The sequence below is a fragment of the Streptomyces ficellus genome, assembly GCF_009739905.1.
Classification (GTDB): domain Bacteria; phylum Actinomycetota; class Actinomycetes; order Streptomycetales; family Streptomycetaceae; genus Streptomyces; species Streptomyces ficellus_A.
On sequence record NZ_CP034279.1, the window covers coordinates 2353109 to 2376698 of the forward strand.

The following is a 23590-nucleotide window of genomic DNA, read 5'->3' on the forward strand; positions in this document are numbered from 1 at the left end:
GACATGCTCCAGACCAATGTGCTGCTGCTGGACGAGCACCGCAGCGCGCCGCCGGAGCTGCTGAGGGCTCTGGACAGCGTGGGCGCCGTGGTGCGCATCCGCACCCCCGCGGACGTGCTGGTCGTCCAGCACGGCCAGCTGCCCACCACCGAGGTCCTGCTGGCGTACGCCGGCCTGTCGCCGCACACCGTCCGCGCGGTGGCGCGCCGGCTCGACGACGAGGGCCAGCGGCCGACGGTGGTGGCGTTCGCCGAGAACGACCTGCACCTGCTGGGCAGCCACATCCACGCCGGGTCGGACTACCTGGTGCCGCCGTTCTACCCGGACCTGGTGCGGGCCCGGCTGCGGGACTGCCACGAGCGGGCCAACTTCACCCGGACCATGGAGGACGTCACCGCCCGCGCCGAACTGCTCAGCTACGAACGGGAGCTGGAGATAGGCCGGGAGATCCAGATGGGTTTCCTGCCCGATGCGCTGCCCAACCCGGACGGCTGGGAGATCCACGTCCGCTTCCGGCCCGCCCGGACCGTCGCGGGCGACTTCTACGACGTGTTCGAGCTGGTCAACAACCGGCGCCTCGCCCTCGTCGTGGCCGACGTCTGCGACAAGGGCGTCGGCGCCGCCCTGTTCATGGCGCTGATCCGCAGCCTGCTGCGGCACACCGCCGAGCAGAGCGGGCTGCAGAGCCTGATCGCCGCCGACCTGCTGGGCGAGGACACCGGCTGGCGCGAGCAGAGCCGGGCCATCCCGGTGGTGGGCGCCACCCCGCTGCTCAACGCCGTGGTGGGCACCAACAACTACCTGACCAGGAACCACATCCGGCAGGGCTACTTCGCCACCATGTTCTTCGGCGTCCTGGACCCGCTGACCGGCAACCTCGTCTACATCAACGGCGGCCACAACCCGCCCGTCCTGGTGAGCGGCGAGGGCAAGGACCCGGTGCTGCTGGAGCCGACCGGGCCGGCCGTCGGGGTCATCCCCGACGGCACCTTCTCGCTGGGGTACGCGCAGATCGGCCCCGGCGACACCCTGTTCGTCTACACCGACGGGGTGACCGAGGCCCGCTCGATGTCGGGGCGGTTCTTCGGCGACGAGCAGCTCCTGACGGAGCTGGCGCGGGCGGTGGTGCGCGGGGAGGAGCTGCTGGACCACATGGACGGGGTGCTGAGCGAGTTCGTCGGCCCGTCCGAGCAGTCGGACGACATCACCATGATGGCCGTCCACTGGCGCCTGCCGGACGACAACCAGACCGATTGACCCGACTCACCGGATGGGATCCATGTCGCAGATCATCACCGTGCACTCCTACCGAGGGGGTACGGGGAAGTCCAGCACGGCCGCGAACCTCGCCCTGCTCCTGGCCTCCGGGGGCCGCCGGGTCGCGCTCGTGGACACGGACATCCAGACGCCCGCGCTGGACCTGATGTTCGGTGACACCGTGCCCATGACCGCCCGCCGGTCCCTGGCCGACTACCTGGTCGGGCACTGCGAGATCGAGGACGCCGCCTACCCGTGCCGGGACGACACCGGCCACGACGGCGTCTTCCTGGTGCCCGCCAGGAGCGGGGCGGCCGGCATCAACGAGATCATGGGGCGCGGCTACGACGTGGGCCTGCTGCGGGAGGGCTTCGACCGGCTGATCGACCTCCTGGCCCTGGACGTGCTGCTCCTCGACACGCACGCGGGGTTCAACAACGAGACCGTGACGGCGATGGCCAGCTCCGACGCGCTGGTGATCGTCACCCGCGCCGACCGGCTCGACCTCGCGGGCGCCGCCGAGACGATGGCGCTGGCGGGCCGGCTCGGCTGCGTACGGGTGAGCGTGGCGCTCAGCATGGTGCCGGACGGCGTGGTCGACGACCGGATGCGCGAGGAGGTCGAGTCCGCGTACGCCACCGGCATCACGGCCGTCCTGCCGTACGCCCCGGAGATGGCGTCCCTCGCCGGTGAGCGGCTCTTCAGCCCGGCGTACCCGCACCACCCGCTGGTGGCGGGCTACCGCCGGATCATCTCCGCCGTGAGCAACGGCACCACCGCGATACGCCGGTGACCCCGGCACTTCAAGCGACCGCACCCCGGGTGCGAGGAGGCATGACGATGCAGGTCAGGACGGAACACGTGCCCACCGTCGGGCGCATCCCCGTGGTGGACGTGAGGCCGTGCGTGGACGGGGGGCGGCGGCCCGCGCGCGCCGTGCCGGGCGAGGTGTTCGAGGTGAGCGCGACCGTGTTCCGGGAGGGGCACGACGCGGTCGCCGCGGGCGTGGTGCTGACCGGCCCGGACGGTGAGCCCCGGCCGTGGACGCCGATGCGGCCCACGGCGCCCGGCACCGACCGGTACACGGCACCCGTGTCGGCGGACCGGGAGGGCGACTGGACCTACCGGGTGGAGGCCTGGAGCGACCCGGTGGCGACCTGGCGGCACGCCGCGGAGGTGAAGGTCCCGGCGGGCATCGACGTGGAGCTGGTCCTCGAGGAGGGTGCCCTGCTGCTGGAGCGGGCCGCGGGGGCGTTCGGCGCCGGCGGGGGCGCCGCCCTGACGGAGGCGGCGGCCCGGCTGCGGGACACCGCCCTGCCCGTGGCGGAGCGGCACGCGGCGGCCCTCGCCCCCGTGGTGACCGGCCTGCTGGCGGCCCGGCCGCTGCGCGAGCTGGTGACCTCGTCGGGCGAGCTGCCGCTGCGGGTGGACCGCGAACGCGCCCTGTACGGCTCCTGGTACGAGTTCTTCCCCCGCTCCGAGGGCGCGGTCGTGCCGGCCGGGCCGGGGCCGGACGGGCACCTGGAACCGCCCCGCTCGGGCACCTTCCGCACGGCGGCGCACCGGCTGGACGCGGTGGCCGCGATGGGCTTCGACGTGGTGTACCTGCCGCCGGTGCACCCCATCGGCGACGCGCACCGCAAGGGCGCGGGCAACACGCTCACCCCGGGCCCGTACGACCCGGGGTCGCCGTGGGCGATCGGCTCGGCGGACGGCGGGCACGACGCCGTCCACCCGGACCTGGGCACCCTCGCCGACTTCGACGCCTTCGTGGCCCGGGCGCGGGAGCTGGGCATGGAGGTGGCGCTGGACTTCGCCCTCCAGTGCTCCCCGGACCACCCGTGGGTGAAGGAGCACCCCGAGTGGTTCCGGCACCGGGCCGACGGCTCGATCGCGTACGCGGAGAACCCGCCGAAGAAGTACCAGGACATCTACCCGATCGACTTCGACACCGACCCCGACGGGCTGCACGACGAGTGCCTGAGGATCCTGCGGCACTGGATGGCGCACGGGGTGCGGATCTTCCGCGTGGACAACCCGCACACCAAACCGGTGGCGTTCTGGGAGCGGCTGATCGACGCGGTGCACGCCACCGACCCGGACGTGCTGTTCCTCGCCGAGGCGTTCACCCGCCCGGCGATGCTGCACGCCCTCGCCCGGGTCGGGTTCCACCAGTCGTACACCTACTTCACCTGGCGCAACTCCAAGGACGAGGTCGAGTCGTACCTGTCGGAGCTGGCCGGGCTCGGCGGTGAGGAGAGCGCGGCCTACCTGCGGCCCAACCTGTTCGTGAACACCCCGGACATCCTGCACGCCTACCTCCAGTACGGCGGCCGTCCCGCGTTCGCGGTGCGGGCCGTCCTGGCGGCCACCGCCTCCCCGGCCTGGGGCGTGTACGCCGGGTTCGAGCTGTGCGAGAACGTGGCCGCCGGGCCCGGCAGCGAGGAGTACCTGGACTCGGAGAAGTACCAGTACCGGCCCCGCGACTGGGCCGCCGAGGAGGCGGCCGGCACGTCGCTCGCGCCGCTGCTGCGCACCCTCAACGAGGTGCGCCGCGCCCACCCGGCGCTGCGGCAGCTGCGCAACCTGCGTTTCCACCGGGCCGACGACGACGCGGTGGTCTGCTTCTCGAAGCGGCACGGCGACGACTGGGTGCTCGTGGTGCTCAACCTCGACCCGCACACCGTCCGCGAGACGACCGTCTCGCTCGATCTGCCCGCGCTGGGCCTGGAGCGGTCCGAGACGTTCACGGTCCGCGACGCGCTCTCCGCCGGCGGCGCCACCTACACCTGGGGGCGCACCAACTACGTACGGCTCGACCCGCGCGAGCAGGTCGCGCACGTCTTCACCCACGGGGGGACCACGTCGTGACCCGCGACCTGACCGCGACGCCCGCACTGGCGGCGACCGACCTCAAGCGGCTGACCACCGGCGAGGTCAGCGACCCGCACGCGCTCCTCGGCCCGCATCCGGGCCCCGCCGGGGTGACCGTGCGCGTCCTGCGCCCGCTGGCCGACGCCGTGACGCTCACCGGCCCGGCGGGCGGGACGCTCACCGAGCTGGCCCACGAGGGCGGCGGTGTCTTCTCCGGCCTCCTCCCGGGGCGGGACCTCCCCGACTACCGGGTCACGGCCCGCTACGGGGACCGGACCCACACCTACGACGACCCGTACCGCTACCTGCCGACGCTCGGCGAGCTGGACCTGCACCTGATCCGGGAGGGCCGGCACGAGCAGCTGTGGCGGGTCCTCGGCGCGAACGTCCGCGAGCACGAGTCGGGGCACGGCCGGGCGCGGGGCACCGCGTTCGCGGTGTGGGCGCCGGACGCGCGTGCCGTGCGCCTGGTCGGGGACCTCAACCACTGGGACGGCGCCGCCCATCCGATGCGGTCGCTCGGCGCGAGCGGGGTGTGGGAGCTGTTCGTCCCGGGCGCCGGGCCCGGCTGCCGCTACAAGTACGAGCTGCTCACGCCCGACGGCCGCTGGATCCAGAAGGCCGACCCGCTGGCCTCGGCGGCCGAGCCGGCCCCCGGCACCGCGTCCGTCGTGCACGTCTCCGGCCACCGCTGGGGCGACGGCGACTGGATGCGCCGCCGCGGCCGGCCGGACGCCACCGCCGCGCCGATGAGCGTGTACGAGCTGCACCTGCCGTCCTGGCGGCCCGGGCTCGGCTACCGGGAGCTGGCGGGCGAACTGCCCGCGTACGTCAAGGGGCTGGGCTTCACCCACGTGGAGTTCATGCCGCCCGCCGAGCACCCCTTCGGCGGCTCCTGGGGCTACCAGGTCACCTCCTACTACGCGCCCATGTCCCGGCTCGGCTCCCCGGACGACTTCCGGTACCTGGTGGACCGGCTGCACCAGGCGGGCATCGGGGTGATCGTGGACTGGGTGCCCGCGCACTTCCCGCGCGACGACTGGGCGCTGGCCCGGTTCGACGGCACCCCGCTGTACGAGCACCCCGACCCGCGGCGCGGCGAGCACCCCGACTGGGGGACGCTCGTCTTCGACTACGGGCGCAAGGAGGTGCGGAACTTCCTGGTCGCCAACGCCGTGTACTGGTGCGAGGAGTTCCACGTCGACGGCATCCGGGTGGACGCCGTCGCCTCCATGCTCTACCTCGACTACTCGCGCCGGGACGGCGAGTGGCTGCCCAACGCGTACGGCGGGCGGGAGAACCTCGACGCGGTCGAGTTCCTCCAGGAGATGAACGCCACCGTGCAGCGCCGCTGCCCCGGTGTCGTGACCGTCGCCGAGGAGTCCACGGCCTGGGACGGCGTGACCCGTTCCACCGACGAGGGCGGTCTCGGCTTCGGCCTGAAGTGGAACATGGGCTGGATGCACGACTCGCTGTCGTACATGGCCACCGACCCCGTGCACCGCCAGTACCACCACCACGCGATGACGTTCGCGTCGATGTACGCGTACGCCGAGAACCACCTGCTGCCGGTCAGCCACGACGAGGTGGTGCACGGCAAGGGCTCGCTGCTCGGGAAGATGCCCGGCGACCGGTGGCAGCGGTTCGCCAACCTGCGCGCCTACCTCGCCTGGATGTGGGCCTTCCCCGGCAAGCACCTGCTGTTCATGGGGCAGGAGTTCGCGCAGGACACCGAGTGGTCCCACGACCACGGCCCGGACTGGTCGCTGACCGGGCACGCCCCGCACGCGGGCGTCCGCGACCTGGTGCGCGACCTCAACCGGCACTACCTCGCCGACCCGGCGCTGTGGAGCCGGGACACCCGGCCCGAGGGCTTCCGCTGGATCGACGCGGACGCCGCCCAGGACAACGTGTACTCGTTCCTGCGGTACGGCGCGTCGGGCGGGCCGCTGGTGTGCGTCTTCAACTTCCAGCCGAACCCGCGCCCCGGCTACCGGGTGGGCCTGCCGTCGGCCGGCGACTGGACCGAGGTGCTCAGCACCGACGCGGCGGCGTACGGCGGCAGCGGGGTGACCGGCCCGGGGCCGGTCCGCGCCGAGGAGGTGCCCTGGCAGGGGCTGCCCGCGAGCGCGGAGATCACCCTGCCGCCGCTGGGCGCCGTCTGGCTCCGCCCGAACAGCTGACCACGACTGGAGAAGGAGGCGACCCGCCATGCCCGCACCGCGACTGAGGACGACCCCGCTGCCCGGGATCGGCGTGCAGTACGAACTCACCACCCGCCGGCACGACACCCTGTCGGTCGTCGCCCACCGCGACGGCACCCGCACCCTCAACGTCCACCACGACGACGACCCCGACTCGTGCGGCCTGTCCGTGCGGCTGACCGGCGCGGAGGCGCTCACCCTGACCGAGTCGCTGCTGCCGAGCCACAACAACCCGAACCTGCTGCACACCAGCGACTTCGGGCTCCTCGCGGAACGGGTCACGGTGACCGGCGACTCGTACTGGAACGGGCGGCAGCTGGGCGAGACGAAGATGCGCACCGCGACGGGCGCGTCCGTCGTCGCCGTGATGCGCCGCGCGCACCCCGTCCCGTCGCCGGGGCCGGAGTTCCGGCTGCGCGGCGGGGACACGGTCATCGTCATCGGCACCCGCGAGGGCGTCGACGCGGCGCACGCCATCCTCGAGCGGAAGTGACGCCGTGCATTCCGCCGTGTTCCTGATCGAGTTCGGTGCGGTCGTGCTGGCCCTGGGGCTGCTCGGCCGCTTCGCCGCGCGGGTCCGCTTCTCCCCCATCCCGCTGTACCTGCTGGCCGGTCTGGTCTTCGGGCACGGCGGGATCGTCCCGCTGGGCGGCAGCGAGCAGTTCATCGAGATCGGCGCCGAGATCGGTGTCGTCCTGCTGCTGCTGATGCTGGGGCTGGAGTACACGGCCGGGGACCTGGTCGGGCACCTGCGCACGCACGCCCCGGCCGGCCTGGTGGACTTCGTGCTCAACGCGCTGCCGGGCGCGGCGGCCGCGCTGCTGCTGGGCTGGGGCCCGGTGGCGGCGGTGGTGCTGGCCGGGGTGACCTGGGTGTCGTCGTCCGGGGTGATCGCCAAGGTGCTCGGCGACCTGGGGCGGATCGGCAACCGGGAGACGCCCGCCATCCTCAGCGTCCTGGTCCTGGAGGACCTGGCGATGGCCGTGTACCTGCCCATCCTGACGACGCTGCTGGCCGGCGCCGGCTGGGCCGCCGGCGGGCTCACCCTGGCCATCGCGCTGGGGGCGGTCGGTGTGGTGCTGGTCGCCGCGGTGCGTTACGGGCGGCACATCTCGCGGTTCATCTCCAGCGACGACCCGGAGAAGCTGCTGCTGGTCGTGCTGGGCCTGACGCTGCTGGTGTCCGGGTTCGCCCAGGAGCTCCAGGTGTCGGCGGCGGTCGGGGCGTTCCTGGTCGGCATCGCGCTGTCCGGTGAGGTCGCGGAGAACACCCACCACCTGCTGATGCCGTTGCGGGACCTGTTCGCCGCGGTGTTCTTCGTCTTCTTCGGTCTCAGTACGGACCCGGCGACGATCCCGCCGGTGCTGCTGCCCGCGCTGGTGCTGGCGCTGCTGACGGCCCTGACGAAGATCGGCACGGGGTACTGGGCGGCGAAGCGGGCCGGGATCGGCGAGCGCGGCCGGTGGCGGGCGGGCGGTGCGCTGGTGGCGCGCGGCGAGTTCTCCATCGTGATCGCGGGCCTCGCGGTCGCCGCCGGGGTGGAGCCCGCGCTCGGCCCGCTGGCGACCGCGTACGTCCTGCTGCTGGTGGTCTTCGGGCCGGTGGCCGCCCGGTTCACCGAGCCGGCCGCGATGTGGCTGACGGGCCGGCGGGCTCAGCGGCGGGGCGCGCCCTCCTTGCCGGTGGCGGGTGCCGAACCCGAGCCGGTGCCGGTGCCGGACTGAGGCCCGGCGGCCATCCGGTCCGCCAGGCGCAGTGCCGGGACGGTCATGACGGTGGTCGCGAGGGCGACCACCGTCAGGGCGGTCAGCAGCTCGCGGTCGATGAGCCCGGCCTCGTACCCGACGGAGATGACGACGATCTCGGTCAGGCCGCGGGAGTTCATCAGCGCCCCGATCCGCAGCCACTCCCGGCGCGGCAGCCCGGCGAGCGCGGCCGCCGCCCCGCACCCCACCGTCTTGGTGAGCACGGCGGTCAGCAGGAGGGCCGCGACGAGCGGGACGTCCCAGGGGCCCGCGCCGAGGTCGAGGCGCTGGCCGAAGCCGAGGAAGAAGCAGGGCAGCAGGACGGCGGCCGTGACGGTGTCGAGGCCCTGGAGCGCGGGCAGGCCGGCCGTCGCCGGGTGGCGGCGGCCCCACAGGTGACCGAAGAGCAGGGCGCCCAGCAGCTGGTGGAGGCCGGTGGCGGAGGTCGCGGCGGCGGCGAGCGCGCAGCCGGCGACGGTCAGGGTGAGGTCGGTGCCGTGGCGTGAGGTGCCGGGGCGTGAGGTGCCGTGGCGCCAGGTGCCGTCATCTGCGGTGCCGTGGCGTGCGGTGCCCTTCCGCGTGCGCAGGAGGACGGCGACCGCCACCAGAGCGGCGGCCGCCGGCACCAGCTGGTGGGTGCCGAGGGCGCCCGCGGCGAACAGGGCGGTCGTCAGGACGCCCCAGGCCGCCGCGTCCCCGACGGCCGCCGACGCGAGGCTGATCCGGCCCGCCGGGGTGTCCGTGAGCCCTTCGTCGGCCAGCAGCCGGGCGAGGACCGGCAGGGCGGTGACCGACAGGGCGCAGCCCAGGAACAGGGCGGAGGCCAGGGGGGTGGCGCGCGGGCCGCTGTGGGCGCCGTCCAGGGCGAGCGAGAGCACCGCTCCGGACGCGAGCGGGAGAAGCACGGACACCGTGCTGACGGCGGCCACCGCGGGCGCCGCCCGGGTGGGCCCCGCCGGTGCGGCCAGGTGCCGGCCGATGCCGAACGCGTACAGCACCAGGCCCAGTTCGCCGAGGGCGCCCAGGGCGGGCAGGACGTCGGGCCCGAACAGGAAGCGGTGCACGCCGGGGGCGACCGCGCCGAGCAGGGAGGGACCGAGCAGCAGTCCGGCCGCCAGTTCGGCGACCGTCGCGGGCTGGCCGGCCCGGCGGGCGAGCAGTCCGGCGGCCCGGGTGAGCAGCAGCAGGCAGGCGAGGGCCAGCAGGAACCGGCCGTCCGTCATGGGGGACGCTCCTCGGGTCCGGGAAGGCGAAGGGCGCCCGGGCGGGCCGGGCGCCCTTCGCGCTGGTCCGGTGCGCTCAGTGCGCGACGCGGGCGTAACGGCCCGACTGAACCGTGGTCTTGTCGACGGCCGCGAGGAAGTCCTGGGTCTCGGCGGCGGCGAAGAAGCCCCGCATGGTGGCGTCGGCGTCCTCGGGGGTGGCCCAGTGGACGATCACCAGGTACTCGCCGTCGTCGCTGCGGGACACCTCGCGGGCGAGGAAGCCGGGGCGCTTGGCCATGTAGTCGTTCTCGACCTTCCGGTCGAGGGCCTCGAAGTCGCTGGTGTCGGTGCCGGGTACCAGCTTGAACCTGACGGTCTCCACGGTGCTCATGGCTTCTCCTGGAAGGTGTCGGCGTGGGCGCGGGCCCACTGGGCGAAGGTGCGGGGCGGCCGGCCGAGGAGTTCGGCGACCGTGGGCCGGACCGTCGAGTCGTCGAGGGTGCCGTCCGCGTAGTAGCGGAAGAAGGCCTCGACGTACTCGGGGGGCGTACCGCTCGCGGTCATCTCCTCGCGGGCCTCCGTGTCGCTCAGGCCCTCGAGGCGCAGGGGGCGCCCGAGGACCTCGCCGAGGACCCGGACCCGGTCGGCGGGCAGCAGCGGCTCCGGCCCGCTGAGGGCGTGGGCGCGGCCGTGGTGGCCGGGGTCGAGCAGGACGTGCGCGGCGACGGCCGCGATGTCGTACGGGTCGATCATGGCGACCGGGACGGTGGGGAAGGGTGCGCGCACCACGTCCCCGGCCGCCAGTTGCGCGGTCCACTGGAAGGTGTTGGACATGAAGCCGCTGGGCCGCAGGATCGTCCAGGGCAGCCCACAGGCGCGTACCGCCTCCTCGGACAGGATCATGAACCGGGAGATGGCGTTGTCCATGTCGCCGTCGGGGGCGGCGATGCTGGAGAGGAGCACCACGTGCTCCACCCCGGCGGCGGCGCACTCGGCGAGCAGGCCCGGCATGTCCGCGTAGCCGGGCAGCAGGAACACCGCGCGGACGCCCTTCAGCGCGGGGCGCAGACTCTCCGGCCGGTTCAGGTCGCCGACGGCCGCCTCCGCGCCCCCGGGCGGTTCGGCGGCCTTCCGGGCGAGGGCGCGCACGGGCCTGCCCGCGCCGGCCAGCAGGCCGGTGAGTTCGGCCCCGACGTGGCCGGTGGCTCCGGTCACCAGGATCACGAGGCCGCTCCGTCCAGGTGCAGGACGATCCGGCCGCGGGCGTGGCCGTCCTCGCCGAGCGCGTGGGCGGCCGCCGCCTCCTCCAGCGGGAGGACCCGCTGGATCTCGGGGCGGACGCTCCCGGCCTCGAGCAGGGCGGCGAGCCGCTCCAGGACGGGGCCGTCGGGGTGCACGTAGGTGAAGCCGGCGCGCACGCCGTGGGCCCGGGCGGTCTGCCGGTGGTCGGCCTCCTCGCCCTTGAGGGTGACGACGATCCCGCCGGGGCGCAGCACGTCGAGGAGCCGGTAGAACTCCGGCCCGCCCATGGGGTCGACCGCCAGGTCCACGTCCGCGACCTCCTTCTGGAGGGGCACGGTCCGGTAGTCGACGGCCTGGTGGGCGCCGAGGGAGCGGACGAAGTCGTGGTGGGCGGGCGACGCGGTGCCGATGACCTCGGCGCCCGCGTCCACGGCCAGCTGGACCGCGATGTGCCCGACTCCCCCGGCCGCGCCCGACACCAGGACACGCTGCCCGGGGCGCAGCCCGCCGTGCTCGAAGAGGGTCTGCCAGGCGGTCAGCCCCACCATGGGGAGGGAGGCTGCCACCACGTGGCCGACCGCGTCCGGTTTGCGGGCGAGTTCGGTCTCCGGGGCGACGGCGTACTCGGCGTACCCGCCGGCGAGGGCCGGGAAGCGCGGCATGCCGAACACGGCGTCGCCCTCGGTGAACCGCCGGGCGCCCGGGCCGGTGGCGGCCACCGTGCCCGAGACGTCCCAGCCGGGCACGGCGGGGAACCGTTCGACGCCCACGCCGCGCCCGGCCCGGGTGGCCCGGTCGATGGCGTTGACGCCCGCCGCGTGGACGCGGACCAGCACCTCGCCCTCGCCGGGGACGGGCACGGGCAGGTCGCGTACGCGGAGGGTGTCCGGGCCGCCGAACGCGTCGAACGCGGCCGCCCGCATCACGGCCGGCGTCACGGCGCGAGGTGCAGGTCGTGGCGGGGCGCGAAGTCCACGATCTGCTGCTTCTGTTCGGGGGTGAGCGGCAGGGGCGCCTCGCCCGCGCGGGCCTCCTGGCCGATCTCCATGAAGAAGTTCTCCAGGTACGCCGGGGTGAACAGGAACAGCATGCGGCTGACGTGCAGGCCGACGTTGCGGAAGCGGTGCCGGGTGCCGCGCGGCACGAAGACGAAGTCACCGTCGTGGGCGGTGAACGTCTTCTCGCCGTTGAGGAACTCGATGTCGCCGTTGAGGATGAAGAACGCCTCGTCGGCGTGCGGGTGGATGTGCGGCGGCGGGCCGCCGCCGGGCGGGACGGACGCCTCGGCGAAGGTGAGGGAGCCGCCCGTGTTCTCGCGGGTGGCCTTGAAGGTGTAGATCGCGTCGCCGAACCAGTACGTCGGGCCGGTGCCCGCCGGGTGGTGGACGACCTTGCCCTCGGGGTGTGCGGTGACGCCGGGTGCGGTGGTCATGGGGTCTCCGGGGGGTCAGAGGCGGAACAGGCCGGGGTCGGCGACCACGACGTCGAGCAGGACGGGTCCGTCGGCGTTCAGCGACTCCCGCAGCGCCTCCTGGAGGCCCTCGGGCGTCTCGACGCGCTCCCCGCGCACCCCGAAGCCGCGGGCCAGCTGCGCCATGTCGACGCCGCTGAGGTCGTACCCCTTCTCCCAGGCCTTCTGGTCCTGGAGGTAGTACTTCAGCGACAGGTAGCCGGCGTTGTCGGGGATGACGAAGGTGACCGGCAGGTTGTGCTGGGCGGCGGTCCACAGCGAGTGCAGGGTGTACTGGGCGGAGCCCTCGCCGACGACCACCACGGCGCGCCGGTCCGGGCGGGCCAGGGCGTAGCCGACGGCCCCGGCGAACGGGAAGCCGAGGGCGCCGCTCGCGGTGGCGAAGTAGCCGTTGCCGGCGCCGAGCGGGATCTGCTCGTGGAAGTCGGCCCGGGCGATGGGCAGTTCCTCGAACAGGACCGCCGTCTCGGGCAGCTCCTTGGACAGCAGGTGGAACAGGTACGCCTGGGTGAGGGGCGTGGTGGGCTCCGGTACGGGCACGGGCTCGCGCACCGGGGCGAGCGCGACCCGCTCCCGCTGCTCGACCAGCGGCACGAGGGCCGTGACGACGTCGCCGGGTCGGGCGACGAAGGCGGTGCCCGCCAGGGTGGCGGCGGCGGCCTGCGGGTCGTCGGTGACGTGCAGGAACTCCACGTCCTCGGTGAGCGTGGGTCGGGGGCTCTTGTCGAGGTCGGCGGGGGCGGTGGAGAACAGGTCCCAGGAGGTGAACAGCGTGAAGGCGGGCCCGCCGAACACGACGACCACGTCGTGCTGGGCGGCCAGCCGCTCGTTGATCAGCTCGGGGATGGGCGGCAGGACGCCGGCGAACAGCGGGTGGTCCTCCGGGAACGCGCCGCGGTTCCAGACGGGGGCGCCCCAGACGCGGGCGTTGAGCTTCTCGGCCAGCTCGACGAGCGCGCCGCGCGCGCCCTGCGCGTCCACCGGGCCGCCGGCGATCAGCCCGGGGCGCCGCGCGCCGTTGAGGGCGGCGGCGATGCGGTCCAGGGCGGCGGGGGACGGGACGGTGGCGTCCACGACGGTGGGGATGCGGACCGGATTGGGGTCGGCGGGGCGTACGAAGTCGTCCTCGGGGACGGCCACGAAGACCGGGCCCTGGGGCGCCTGCCTGGCGATCCGGTACGCCTGGGCGATGGTCGCGGGGACGTCCTGGGGGCGGGCGGGTTCGGCGGCCCACTTGATGTACGGCTTGGGCAGCTGGGTGGCGTCCTTGGCGATGAGAAACGGGTCGCCCAGGAGCATCTTGCGGGCCTGCTGGCCGCCCAGGATGACCATGGGGGTCTTGGCGGACGCGGCGGTGTAGACGCTGCCCATGGCGTTGGCGAGGCCGGGGCCGCCGTTGATGATGACGAGGGCCGGCTCGCCGGTGGCCTGGGCGTAGCCGTCCGCCATGCCGACGACGGACGCCTCCTGCAGGCCCATCACGAACCGGAACTCGTCGTCGGGCCAGGCCTCGAAGAGCTTCATCTCGGTGTGGCTGGGGTTGCTGAAGATGGTCGTCAGCCCCAGTCGGCGCAGGACGTCCAGCGTTTCGTCGCGTACGGTCCGCTGGCCGGGTGCCTCGGTCACGGTCATTCTCCTGACGGGGTGGTGGGTGGGGGCGGGGCGGGCGCCCCGCGGGAGGTCCGGGGCCGGGCCCGGGGTCGGGGGCGCGGCCCCGGACCGGGGATCGGGGCGAAGCCCCCGGTGCGGGTGGGGGGCGGTGGGGGGCGGCCGGTCAGACCTTGTAGCGCTGCTTGACGTCCTCGGCGAAGCCCAGGTAGTCGCGCAGCGGCCAGACCTGCTCGAACTCCAGGTACTCGCGCATCGGGAGGCGGCCCAGGGCCGTGCGGTCGAGTTCCTCGGCGTCCGGGGAGTCGATGATGGCGATGACCCGCTTCTGGGCGGCCACCTTCCAGATCCCCACGCAGAAGCCGGAGTCGACGGTCTCCTGGGCGTGGGCGGCCTCCTCCTGCTCCAGCTCCCACAGCTCGTCGAGCGTGATGCGGCCCTCGTGCTTCCACTTCATCTGGACGTAGAACAGCATGGGGTCACTTCCCGTCGGTGTCGCGGATCAGTGCGGTGAGCGCGTGCTCGGCGCCGAACACCTCGGTCGCCAGGTCGAGCGGCGTCCTGCCGTCGTGGCCGACGAGGTCGAGGCGGGCGCCGGCGCCGACGAGGGTGCGGGCGCACTCCTCGTAGCCGTGCCACAGCGCGTCGTGGAGCGGGGTGTAGCCGTTGGTCGCGCCCTGGAAGTCCAGGTCGATGCCGGGGCGGGCGACGAGCTGGGCCGTGATGCCGGCGTGGCCGTTGTAGACCGCCTTGTGCAGCGGCACCGCGCCGAACGTCGGCTCCACCGCGTTGACGTCCGCGCCCGCCGCCAGCAGCAGCGTGACGATCTCGTCGTGGCCGTCGCGGGAGGCGACGAGCAGCGGGGTGTGCCAGTCGTTGAACCCGCCCAGGACGGGGAAGCGTTCGTCGACCTCGGCGCCGCCGTCCAGCAGCTTGCGCACGCGCTCGGTGTCGCCCTCGGTGGTGGCGGCCATCAGTTCCTGGCGGGCCACGGCCGCCTCGTCGGCGGCGCGCCGCGCGTCGAGGTGCCGCTCGGCCTGGAGCAGCTTGTCCTTGCCGAAGGTGTTGACGTTCAGCTCGTACGCGAAGTGCTGCTCCAGCGAGAAGCCGTAGTGGGTGTACACCTTGAGGGAGGCGCCCTTGGCGAGCAGGTACGCGGCGATGTCCGGGTACTTGTACCAGAGGGCGTCCATCAGGGCGGTGTGCCCGGTGGTGGGCGCGACGGCGTCGACGAACGCGCCCGCCTCCACCAGCGCCCGCACCACGTCGAGGCTGCCGCCCTGGCAGGCCTTGTGCAGGGCGGTCGCCCCGGCGCGGGTGTCGGCGGTGTGGACGTCGGCGCCCGCGCCGATCAGCGCGCGCACGCTCGGCGCGTCGGCCTGTCCGGCGGCGATCATCAGCACGGTCAGGCCGGTGGCGGCCTCCCGCGTGGAGGGGTCGGCGCCGGCGGCCAGCAGTCCGGACACGTTGGCGGTGTCGCGGTCGCGGACGGCCGCTATGAGGTCGGCGCTCATCAGGCGGCCACCTGCCCGGACGTGTCGCCGCGCAGGGCGCGGACGATCGTGGACGGGTCGGTGTACGACTTCCAGCGGACGATCTTCCCGTCGCGGACGGTGAGCCACTGGACGAACTCGATCTCGAATTCCAGTCCGGTGTTCCGGACCACCGACTGCTCGTGGATGACACCGGCCGCCTTGTCGCCGTCCACGACCAGGTCGACGAGGTTCTCGAATTTCACCTCGCATTCCCCGGTGAAGACCTGGAGGCTGGCGAGGACCGCGTCACGGCCGCGGATCGTGCCGATCCACTTCATGTCGTCGTTGTAGCCGGGGACCGGCGTGTAGTTGATCCACTCGACGTCGTCGGCGAGCAGTCCGAGACAGGTCTCGAAATCCCCGGAGGCGAGCGCGCCGAACCAGCGCCGGGCGACCAGGCGGGTCGCTTCTGTGAGGTCACTCATGTGTACTCCTCGATAAGCCCGAGAGAATTCCCAGAAGATAGTGGTTCCGTTTCCGGCCGCTCACCAACAAGGTGCCGCCGACTTCCTGATATCCGGCCGCGGACTATTCGGGTTTCGCGGCGGCCAGGGTCAGGAGCTGCTGGTTCCCGTCCGCCCAGGTCGCGGTCATCACGACGTCGGCGACGCGCCAGCCGTCGCCGCCGCGGACGAGCCCGAACCGGTAGTGGCCGCCCAGCGTCCACAGCGGCCCGCCGTGCTCGTTCGGCATCCGGTGGGTGGCCTGGAACATGGCCGTGCACACCGCCGCGTCACCGTCCAGGTCGACGAGGAAGTTGCTGAACACGTGCTGGGTGGCGGTGAAGCTGCCGAGCAGCCCGGACCAGGCGGCCACCAGGTCCTTGGCGGGCAGGACGGCCGGCTCACCGCCGTTGAGGCTGGTGTAGTCGAGCCGGACCTCGTCGGTGAACACCCGCTCCAGGGCGTCCCAGTCGCGCTGGTCGGTGTACCAGCCCATCCGGGTGCACGTGTCGATGACGTCAAGCCGGTCCGCCGTGGTACTCATCGGCCGACCACCTCCAGATTCTGTGTGGGTGCGTAACAGGTGTGGCCCGACTGCTTGGTCCACCGGTGCTCGATGAACAGGGCGCAGACGATCAGGGCGCCGAGGGACATCACCTCGGCGACGGCGGCGCCGAGGTGGCCGGCCGGCACGGTGAGGAAGGCCAGCGCGGCGGCGGCGAAGTGGAACCGCTGCGGGCCGATCTTGAGGATCCCGTGGAACCAGGCGATGCCCGCCAGGTAGAGCGCCACGCCGCCGGCCAGCGACAGCGAGGGCGCGAGGGGCAGTTCGGCGAAGGGGTGCGCGATCGTCTTCTTCACGGCCGCGGCGATCAGGATCAGCCCCAGCAGCATCGGGACGTGCGCGTAGAAGAAGGCGGACAGCGCCATGCGCGAGCGGGTGGTGGGGTCCTGGCGCTCCAGGGCGACCTCGGCGCGCCGCGCCTTCTCGGACTCGTTGAAGTACACCCACCACAGGCAGGCCGGGATGACGAAGATGAGCACGGCCGTCGTGACCACGGACAGGCCCGCGGGAGCGCCGTCGGTGCCGATGCCCAGCGCCAGGAACGAGTCCCCCAGGGCGATGATCATCAGCAGTCCGTGGCGTTCCACGAAGTGTCCGGGTTTCAGGTCGAACCCGGACACGCCGGTGATCACCGGGGCCAGGACCTCCAGCAGCACCGCACCGCCCCAGCACAGGTACATCGGCGCCCCGTCGAGGAACCCGGCCCAGATGATCAGGAGGGCCCCGGTGATGTGGAAGGGCGCGATGCGCAGCATGTTCCGGGCGGCCTTCGGCCCGCTGAACGCGAACAGCGCGGCGTGGACGCTGACGATCAGCAGGTAGCCGACGCCGAAGGCGACGCCGTCTCCGCGGAAGGCGTTGGGTGTGGTGAGCCCGATGACCAGGAACGACGCCATGCCGAGGAGCAGCAGCAGCCGCTGGTGCTTGCCGTGCGGCGGCACGTGGTTGGTGAGCCAGGCGTACCCGCCGTACATCCACCACAGCAGCCAGAAGATCAGCAGGATCTGCAGGACCCCCTCGGGGTTCATGCGGTCGCTGAAGACCCGGGCGAGCTGGGTGAAGTTGAAGACGAACGCGAGGTCGAAGAAGAGCTCCAGGGTGGTGACCCGCGCCTTGTCATCCAGCGGTGCGTCGTCGCCGGACTCCCGGGTGACCTCCGGAATGGCTTCCGTGGACATGGTCGTGAAGGTAACGGCGACCTGGGGGCACGGGTCAAAAAGTACGCCTCGACATCATGAAGTCGTCCGCGCGGAACGGCCGGGCCCGCCGCTTTCCGGACGTCCGGGCTCCGGCCATGGAACGGCAAAATCCGCACTTGACATGAGAAAGTCTGGAAGTTCTCGGCCACCGGAAATCGGCGGGTTTTCCGGCGTCAACTCCCGCTCCCACCTCAGCTTTCCGGCCGCCGGGCAGGTTTTCCTGGGCGCATTTCGGCCCGGCCGGTACGGGCGGTCCCAAACATAAGGTCTCTCGCACCTGGGCGGATTGGCCCGAAGCCGCCCTTCGAGAGAAGAGAGACACACGTGCACCGCATGCGTCCTTTCCGTTCCCTGACGGCCGTGGGGCTTTCGCTGGCCGGACTGCTCACCCTCACCGGCATGGCCGGTACGGCCGTCGCCGAGGACGACGGCGCCGAGGCCAAGTACAAGGCGGGCACCGCCTTCACGCTGCCCGGCCCGCGCGCCTTCCCCGAGGGCATCGCCGTGGACGGCAAGACCGGCGACTTCTACGTCGGCTCGTACGCCACCGGCGCGATCTTCCGCACCCCGGCCGGCCAGCAGGCGGCCGAGGTGTTCCTGCCGGACGGCACCGACGGCCGGACCACGGCGGCCGGACTCAAGGTCGACGCGTCGAACCGCCTGTGGGTCACCGACCCCAAGGGAGTGATGGTCTACGACCTCGCCACCCGCAAGCGCCTCGCGCACTTCGCCGTGCCCTCCCCCGAGTCCTCCCTGCTCAACGACCTGGACATCGCGCCCGACGGGACGGCGTACATCACCGACTCCTACCTGGCCGTCGTGTACCGCGTCACCCCGGCGCAGCTGAAGTCGGCGATCGACGCCGGGGGCGGCGGCTCCACGCTGACCACCGCGCACAACCTCACCGGCGTCATACCGCCGCAGCCGGCGAAGACCGTGACGCTCAACGGCATCGAGGCCGACGCGACCGGCAGCTACCTGCTCACGGTCGACTCCGCCGGCGGCGGGCTGTACCGGATCGACCTCAGATCGGGCGCGATGCAGAAGGTGACGGGCACCGTCAGCCTCAAATACGGCGACGGGCTGCACCTGGAGTCGGGCAAGGTGTGGCTCGCCCAGTACGGCAACGACACCCTGTCCCGGCTGAGGCTGAACGCCGGCGCCACCTCGTTCACCGTGGAGCGCCAGGTCGTCGACGCGACGCTGGAGATGCCGACCACGCTGGTGCGCCGCAACAGTCACCTGTACGTGGTGCGCTCGCAGTTCGACAAGATGGCCGGCGGTACGGCCGAGCTCCCGTTCACCATCGCCGACGTGACCGGGCTGTGACGCGGACGGCGGGGAGACCGGGGTGCGTTCACCCGGTCTCCCCGCCGTTCGTCGATTCCGCGCCGTCTCCTCAGCCGGCCGTCGCCGCCGGGACGTTGCCGACGCCGTCCGCCGCCGCCTCCGTCTTCGCCGGGGCCGGGCCGGAGCCCGGCTCCCGCGGCACCTTCAGGAAGCGGGTGGCCCAGACCACGGGCAGCGCGACCACCGCGGCGACCAGCGCGACCACCGGCACCTCGCCCGTACCGAAGGCGGCCAGCGCCCAGCCGCCGACCGCCGCGCCCGCGGCCACGCCCACGTTGGCGGCGGACGCTCCGAGCGTCGCGGCCAGGTCGGCGCCCTCGCCCGCGAGCGAGATCACCCGCAGCTGGAAGGACGGCGTGACACCGAACCCGACGATGCCCCAGCCGGCCAGGGCCAGGCCCACCAGCCAGGCGTTGGAGCCGAACGCCCACAGCGCGGCCATGGCGCCGATCACGACGAGGTTGCCCACCAGGAGCGTCGCCGAGGCGTTGATGTCGGCGAACCGGCCGCCCGCGAACGTACCGATGGCGCTGAACACACCGAAGATCAGCAGGAAGGCGCCCACCGCGCCGCCCGAGATGCCGGTGACGTCCTCCAGGAACGGGGTGAGGTAGGTGAACGCGATGAACTGGGAGCCCATCAGCAGGACCGTGGCCGCCAGCATCGCCAGCACCCGGGGGTGGAAGGCGTGCCGGGCCTGGGCGCCCAGCCCGTCGGCGGTGCCGTGCTCGACCTTCGGCACGCACAGCAGGGTGGCGACCAGCGCGAGCGCGCCGAGCACGACGACGCTGCCGAAGGTGGCCTGCCAGCCGAGGGCCTGGCCGATCAGGGTGCCGAGCGGCACACCGATGACGGTGGAGACGGAGATGCCGCCGAAGACCAGGCCGACGGCCTGGCCGCGGTGCTCCGGCGGCACCAGCCCGGTGGCCACGGTGGACGCGGCGCCGAGGTAGAGGCCGTGGATGGCGCCGCACAGCACGCGGGCGGCCAGCAGCAGGCCGAAGGCCGCGGAGAAGACGGCGACCAGGTTGCCGGCGATGAAGACGGCGAGGGCGACCCACAGCAGGGTGCGCCGGGGCAGCCTGATGGTGGCGGCGGTCACGACCGGGCCGCCGAGGGAGACGCCGAGCGCGTACGCCGTGACCAGCAGGCCGGCGGTGCTGACGGAGATGTCCAGGTCACCGGAGATCAGGCTGAGCACGCCGACGATGACGAGCTCGGCGGTCCCGATGACGAACGCGCCGAGGCCGAGCGCGGCCAGCGCCGCCTTGTTGCGGGTCGGGCCCGGCCCGGTGCCGGTTCCGGTTGCGGTGCTCATGCGGGAGCCCTTCTGCTGCGGGGTTTGCGGGGTCAGGCGTACTGGAGGTTCAGCTTCGCGATGCGTCCGTCACGGACGTCGAACTCGTAGTTGGCCTCGAAGCCGCCGGACCCGCCGGGGGCGAAGCGGACGAGGAGGGTGGTGCCGTTGCTCTTGGGGGTGTTCTTCAGGACGGTGAGCCTGCCGCCGATGACCTCGTTGTCCGCCCAGCGGCGGATCTCGTCGTGGCCGGAGAACTGGCGGCCCACGTCGGTGAGTTCGGCGTCCGGGTGGAAGGCGGCCACCAGGGCGTCCAGGTCCTCCGCCGCCACGGCGTCGACGTACGCCTGGGCGGCGGGGTCCACGGCGTCGGCGTCGGCCGCGGCGGGGGCGGGGGCGGACGGGGACCCGGCCGGGGACTCCTGGACCTTCGAGACGGTGTCGCTGGGCGTGGCCCGCGCGGCGGCCCCGTTCGCGCCGTCACCGCCGCCGTCGGAGCACGCGGTCGTGCCCAGCAGCAGCGCGGCGGTGAGGACGACCGGCGGTATCAGGCGCTTTCTCATGACATTTCTCCCTGGAGACGTCGAAGGTCAGGCGTAGTTCATGGACACGCGGTGGATCAGGCCGTCCTTCACCGTGAACGCGTAGTGGGCCCGGAAGCCGGCGAGCAGGCCCTCGGGGTCGAACCGCAGCAGCACGGTCGAGCCGTCCGCTCCCGGGGTGTTGCCCAGCACCGTGACCCTGCCGCCGATCACCTCGTCCGCCGCCCACGCGCGAATCGCGTCACGGCCCTGGAAGCGGCGTCCGGTGTCGGTCACGGTGCCGTCCTCGTGGAAGGCGGCGGCCAGGGCGTCCGCGTCGCCGGCGTCCACCGCGTCCACGTAGGCGCGCACGGCCGGATCGAGGGACGACAGCGCCTTGGGCTCGTGCGCCTCGGGCGTGGAGCGCATCGCCTCGCTCGCCGCGGCCTGGACGTAGTCGCTGCTGAACGCGGCCGCCACGCCGAAGATCAGTACGGCGGCGACCACGATGGCCGCGGTACGGCGCCCGCGGCGACTGGAGGTGGTCTTCATCGGTGCTTCCCTTCGTGTGTGCGGGGCCGGTCACCCGTGGACGGGGCCGGTCACCACGGGATCCGCCGGCGGTCGCGGAAGAATCCGCCGCTCGGGCCGTCGTCCGGGAGCAGCGCCAGCCAGGTGACCGTGTCCGCGCCCTTCTCCACGCTCGTCGGCGCCCACGAGCCGCCCATGTCGGTGCGCACCCACCCGGGGCAGACGGCGTTGACCTTCACCGACGGCGGGGCGGCGGCGGAGACGACGAGGGTGAGCGCGTTCAGCGCGGCCTTGGTGATGCCGTACGCGGCCGGGGAAGGCACGTTGTCGGTCATCGCGCCGAGGCCGGAGGAGACGTTCACCACCCGGCCGCGGCCGCGGCGGACCATGCCCGGCACGAAGGCCCGGCAGGTGTGGAACGCCCCCATCAGGTTGACGTCGACGGCGCGGCGCATCGTCTCCTCGGCGAGCGAGAAGAAGCCCTCGGTGGGGTAGACACCGGCGTTGTTGACCAGGGCGTCGACCTCGACCCCGGCGGCGTCGAGCCGCTTGGCGCACGCCCTGACGCTGTCGCCGTCGGTGACGTCGAGCTGCTCGAACCGGACGGACAGCCCCTGCCGGGTGAGCCGTTCGGCCGCCGCCCGGCCGCGCTCGGGGTCGCGCGCGGCCAGGACGACGTCGAGGCCCGCCCGGCCGAGCTGGCGGCAGGCCTCCAGGCCGATCCCCCGGTTGCCGCCGGTGACCAGCGCGGTGCGGATTGTGTGCGGCGCGTGGGACATGCCGACGACGCTAGCGGCGCCCGGTACGGCGGGGTCAAAGACTCCGGCGCGACAACATGAGGTCCGCGCAGGGGAGTTCAGGCCTCGCACACCTCCTGGTACAGGGCGTGCACCCGGCGCGCCGCCTCCTGCCAGCCGAACCGCTCCTCGGCCCGGGTGCGCCCCGCCGCGCCCATGGCGGCGGCTCGCGCCGGGTCGGCGAGCAGCTCGTTGACGGCAGCCGCCAGGTCCGAGGCGAATCGTTTCTCGTCCAGCGGCGCACCGGTCCCGTCCCGCTGCTGCTCGATCGGCACGAGCAGCCCGGTCTCGCCGTCCGCGACGACCTCCGGGATGCCGCCGGTGGCGGTGGCGACCACCGCCGTGCCGCACGCCATGGCCTCCAGGTTCACGATGCCCATCGGCTCGTACAGCGACGGGCAGACGAACACCGACGCGTGGGTGAGGAACTGGCGCAGCGACTCCGGGTCGAGCATGCCGTCGACACGGACCACCCCGCCGCGCACCCGGCGCAGCTCCTCCACCAGCGCGGCCGTCTCCGCGGCGATCTCCGGGGTGTCCGGCTGGCCGCAGCACAGCACCAGCTGGGCGGCCGGGTCCAGCTCGAAGGCCGCGCGCAGCAGTTGCGGCAGCCCCTTCTGGCGGGTGACCCGGCCGACGAACAGCACGATCGGGCGGGTCGGGTCGACGCCGTACCGTTCCAGGGCCGCCACCCGGTGGTCCGGCCGCTGCACGGTGGTGTCGATGCCGTTGTGCACGACGTGGACGCGGGCGGGGTCGACGTCCGGATAGACGCGCAGGATGTCGTCGCGCATCCCGTGCGAGACGGCGACGACCGCGTCGGCGGCCTCGACGGCGGTACGCTCCACCATCGACGACAGGGCGTAACCGCCGCCCAGTTGCTCGGCCTTCCAGGGGCGCAGCGGCTCCAGGCTGTGCATGGTCACCACGTGCGGCACGCCGTGGACGGTCTTGGCCAGGTGCCCGGCGGCGTTGGCGTACCAGGTGTGGCTGTGCACCACGTCGGCGCCCTCGCAGCGGGCGGCCATCTCCACGTTCACCCCGAGCGTGCGCAGGGCCGCGTTGGCGCCCCCGGCCAGGACGGGCTCCCGGTACGCGGTCACCCCCGGCTCGGTGCGGGGCTCCCCGAAACAGTGCACCCGCAGGTCCACCAGCGCGCGCAGCTCCCGGCCGAGTTCGGCGACGTGGACCCCGGCGCCGCCGTAGATCTCGGGCGGGTACTCCTTGGTGAGCAGGTCGACGCGGAGGGCGGGGGCGCCGGGCGGGGTACGGGGTGCGGGCGAATTCATGCGTACTTCCTGACGTCGAGGGCCTGAAAGACGGTGCTGCCGCGCCCCTCCGGCGGAGCGCGGCGACGACGGAGGCCCCACGGCGGGTCGTTCGTCCCCCCACCACGGTCCCCCTGCCGGCGACGGTAGCCGCTCGAACGACGCGCCCGCCGGGTCCCACCACCCGTTGCGGGCAGGCATCCCGCACCCGGCATCCGGCCCGGGGCGGGGCCGTGCAGGGTCGCCCCCGCAGGGGACCGGCGGCGTTACCGGGGCTCCCGTCCCCGTAACCCGAGGCCGCCGGCCCCGAGGAGGCGAGCCCGGAGGGGCCACGCCCCACCCCCACCGGCAGCCCACCGAGCCGCACCGGAATCAGGCACCGCCCCCGGGCGAACCGAGAACGAGCACCGCCCCAGGGCGAACCGGGACAGGGCACCGCCCCGGTCCCGTTGTGCCCACCCTCCCCCAAGCTCTCGGC

23 protein-coding genes are annotated in these 23590 nt (G+C 73.3%); 7 read left to right on the forward strand and 16 right to left on the reverse strand.

Annotation, left to right across the window (positions count from 1 at the left end; all coding sequences use genetic code 11):
* Positions 1-3: 3 nt before the first annotated feature.
* The 6 genes from EIZ62_RS09970 to EIZ62_RS09995 are packed head-to-tail and all read left to right on the forward strand — an operon-like array spanning position 4 to position 8059.
* Entirely contained in the window at positions 4-1257 is a 1254-nt protein-coding gene (locus EIZ62_RS09970; protein WP_167536364.1) for a PP2C family protein-serine/threonine phosphatase, read from the forward strand.
* Between the two features lie 22 nt (positions 1258-1279).
* Entirely contained in the window at positions 1280-2050 is a 771-nt protein-coding gene (locus tag EIZ62_RS09975) for a MinD/ParA family ATP-binding protein (protein ID WP_156692350.1), read from the forward strand.
* Between the two features lie 41 nt (positions 2051-2091).
* Positions 2092-4128 (forward strand): alpha-1,4-glucan--maltose-1-phosphate maltosyltransferase, encoded by a 2037-nt coding sequence (locus EIZ62_RS09980; protein WP_156692351.1) that lies wholly within the window; start codon positions 2092-2094, stop codon positions 4126-4128.
* Positions 4125-6314 carry a 1,4-alpha-glucan branching protein GlgB gene (gene glgB, locus EIZ62_RS09985; protein WP_167536286.1) on the forward strand — a complete coding sequence of 730 codons (2190 nt, stop codon included), beginning with the start codon at positions 4125-4127 and terminating at the stop codon, positions 6312-6314. The genes EIZ62_RS09980 and glgB overlap by 4 nt, the downstream gene beginning before the upstream one ends.
* Before the next feature lie 28 nt (positions 6315-6342).
* Positions 6343-6828 (forward strand): cation:proton antiporter regulatory subunit, encoded by a 486-nt coding sequence (locus EIZ62_RS09990; protein WP_156692352.1) that lies wholly within the window; start codon positions 6343-6345, stop codon positions 6826-6828.
* A gap of 4 nt (positions 6829-6832) precedes the next feature.
* Entirely contained in the window at positions 6833-8059 is a 1227-nt protein-coding gene (locus EIZ62_RS09995; RefSeq protein ID WP_156692353.1) for a cation:proton antiporter, read from the forward strand.
* On the opposite strand, the gene EIZ62_RS10000 is transcribed toward EIZ62_RS09995, so the two are convergent.
* The 11 genes from EIZ62_RS10000 to EIZ62_RS10045 form a co-directional block, all read right to left on the reverse strand.
* Positions 7990-9303 carry a cation:proton antiporter gene (locus EIZ62_RS10000; protein WP_156692354.1) on the reverse strand — a complete coding sequence of 438 codons (1314 nt, stop codon included), beginning with the start codon at positions 9301-9303 and terminating at the stop codon, positions 7990-7992. The genes EIZ62_RS09995 and EIZ62_RS10000 overlap by 70 nt on opposite strands.
* A gap of 76 nt (positions 9304-9379) precedes the next feature.
* Positions 9380-9676, reverse strand: coding sequence for an antibiotic biosynthesis monooxygenase family protein (locus EIZ62_RS10005; protein WP_156692355.1), 297 nt, complete (start codon positions 9674-9676; stop codon positions 9380-9382).
* On the reverse strand, positions 9673-10509 hold the full coding sequence (locus EIZ62_RS10010; RefSeq protein ID WP_156692356.1) for an NAD(P)H-binding protein: 837 nt from the start codon (positions 10507-10509) through the stop codon (positions 9673-9675). The genes EIZ62_RS10005 and EIZ62_RS10010 overlap by 4 nt, the downstream gene beginning before the upstream one ends.
* The gene (locus tag EIZ62_RS10015) at positions 10506-11465 is read right to left on the reverse strand and encodes an NADP-dependent oxidoreductase (RefSeq protein WP_341873936.1); all 960 of its coding nucleotides are present in this window, start codon (positions 11463-11465) and stop codon (positions 10506-10508) included. The genes EIZ62_RS10010 and EIZ62_RS10015 overlap by 4 nt, the downstream gene beginning before the upstream one ends.
* Positions 11462-11959 (reverse strand): cupin domain-containing protein, encoded by a 498-nt coding sequence (locus tag EIZ62_RS10020; RefSeq protein ID WP_156692357.1) that lies wholly within the window; start codon positions 11957-11959, stop codon positions 11462-11464. The genes EIZ62_RS10015 and EIZ62_RS10020 overlap by 4 nt, the downstream gene beginning before the upstream one ends.
* A 15-nt stretch (positions 11960-11974) precedes the next feature.
* Positions 11975-13624, reverse strand: coding sequence for a benzoylformate decarboxylase (gene mdlC / locus EIZ62_RS10025; protein WP_167536365.1), 1650 nt, complete (start codon positions 13622-13624; stop codon positions 11975-11977).
* Positions 13625-13772: 148 nt separating this feature from the next.
* A complete protein-coding gene (locus EIZ62_RS10030) occupies positions 13773-14081 on the reverse strand; it encodes a muconolactone Delta-isomerase (protein WP_156692359.1) in 309 nt (102 codons plus the stop codon).
* Positions 14082-14085: 4 nt separating this feature from the next.
* Positions 14086-15120 (reverse strand): ankyrin repeat domain-containing protein, encoded by a 1035-nt coding sequence (locus tag EIZ62_RS10035; protein ID WP_208827859.1) that lies wholly within the window; start codon positions 15118-15120, stop codon positions 14086-14088.
* A complete protein-coding gene (locus EIZ62_RS32145) occupies positions 15120-15566 on the reverse strand; it encodes a nuclear transport factor 2 family protein (protein ID WP_208827861.1) in 447 nt (148 codons plus the stop codon). The genes EIZ62_RS10035 and EIZ62_RS32145 overlap by 1 nt, the downstream gene beginning before the upstream one ends.
* Positions 15567-15669: 103 nt before the next feature.
* Positions 15670-16128 carry a nuclear transport factor 2 family protein gene (locus tag EIZ62_RS10040; RefSeq protein WP_156692360.1) on the reverse strand — a complete coding sequence of 153 codons (459 nt, stop codon included), beginning with the start codon at positions 16126-16128 and terminating at the stop codon, positions 15670-15672.
* The gene (locus EIZ62_RS10045) at positions 16125-17327 is read right to left on the reverse strand and encodes a low temperature requirement protein A (RefSeq protein WP_156692361.1); all 1203 of its coding nucleotides are present in this window, start codon (positions 17325-17327) and stop codon (positions 16125-16127) included. The genes EIZ62_RS10040 and EIZ62_RS10045 overlap by 4 nt, the downstream gene beginning before the upstream one ends.
* 354 nt (positions 17328-17681) lie before the next feature.
* Between EIZ62_RS10045 and EIZ62_RS10050 the strand changes: the two genes are divergently transcribed.
* Complete coding sequence (locus EIZ62_RS10050) at positions 17682-18677, forward strand: Vgb family protein (protein ID WP_156692362.1); 996 nt, start codon at positions 17682-17684, stop codon at positions 18675-18677.
* Between the two features lie 70 nt (positions 18678-18747).
* On the opposite strand, the gene EIZ62_RS10055 is transcribed toward EIZ62_RS10050, so the two are convergent.
* From EIZ62_RS10055 to glgA, 5 genes are all read right to left on the reverse strand, one after another.
* Positions 18748-20016, reverse strand: a complete 1269-nt coding sequence (locus tag EIZ62_RS10055; RefSeq protein ID WP_156692363.1) for an MFS transporter — start codon at positions 20014-20016, stop codon at positions 18748-18750.
* Between the two features lie 32 nt (positions 20017-20048).
* Positions 20049-20558 (reverse strand): nuclear transport factor 2 family protein, encoded by a 510-nt coding sequence (locus EIZ62_RS10060; RefSeq protein ID WP_156692364.1) that lies wholly within the window; start codon positions 20556-20558, stop codon positions 20049-20051.
* 27 nt (positions 20559-20585) lie between these two features.
* The gene (locus tag EIZ62_RS10065; protein WP_208827863.1) at positions 20586-21068 is read right to left on the reverse strand and encodes a nuclear transport factor 2 family protein; all 483 of its coding nucleotides are present in this window, start codon (positions 21066-21068) and stop codon (positions 20586-20588) included.
* Positions 21069-21118: 50 nt separating this feature from the next.
* Positions 21119-21826 (reverse strand): SDR family oxidoreductase, encoded by a 708-nt coding sequence (locus EIZ62_RS10070; protein ID WP_156692365.1) that lies wholly within the window; start codon positions 21824-21826, stop codon positions 21119-21121.
* A 77-nt stretch (positions 21827-21903) separates the two neighbouring features.
* Positions 21904-23133, reverse strand: coding sequence for a glycogen synthase (gene glgA, locus EIZ62_RS10075; RefSeq protein WP_156692366.1), 1230 nt, complete (start codon positions 23131-23133; stop codon positions 21904-21906).
* Between the last annotated feature and the right edge of the window lie 457 nt (positions 23134-23590).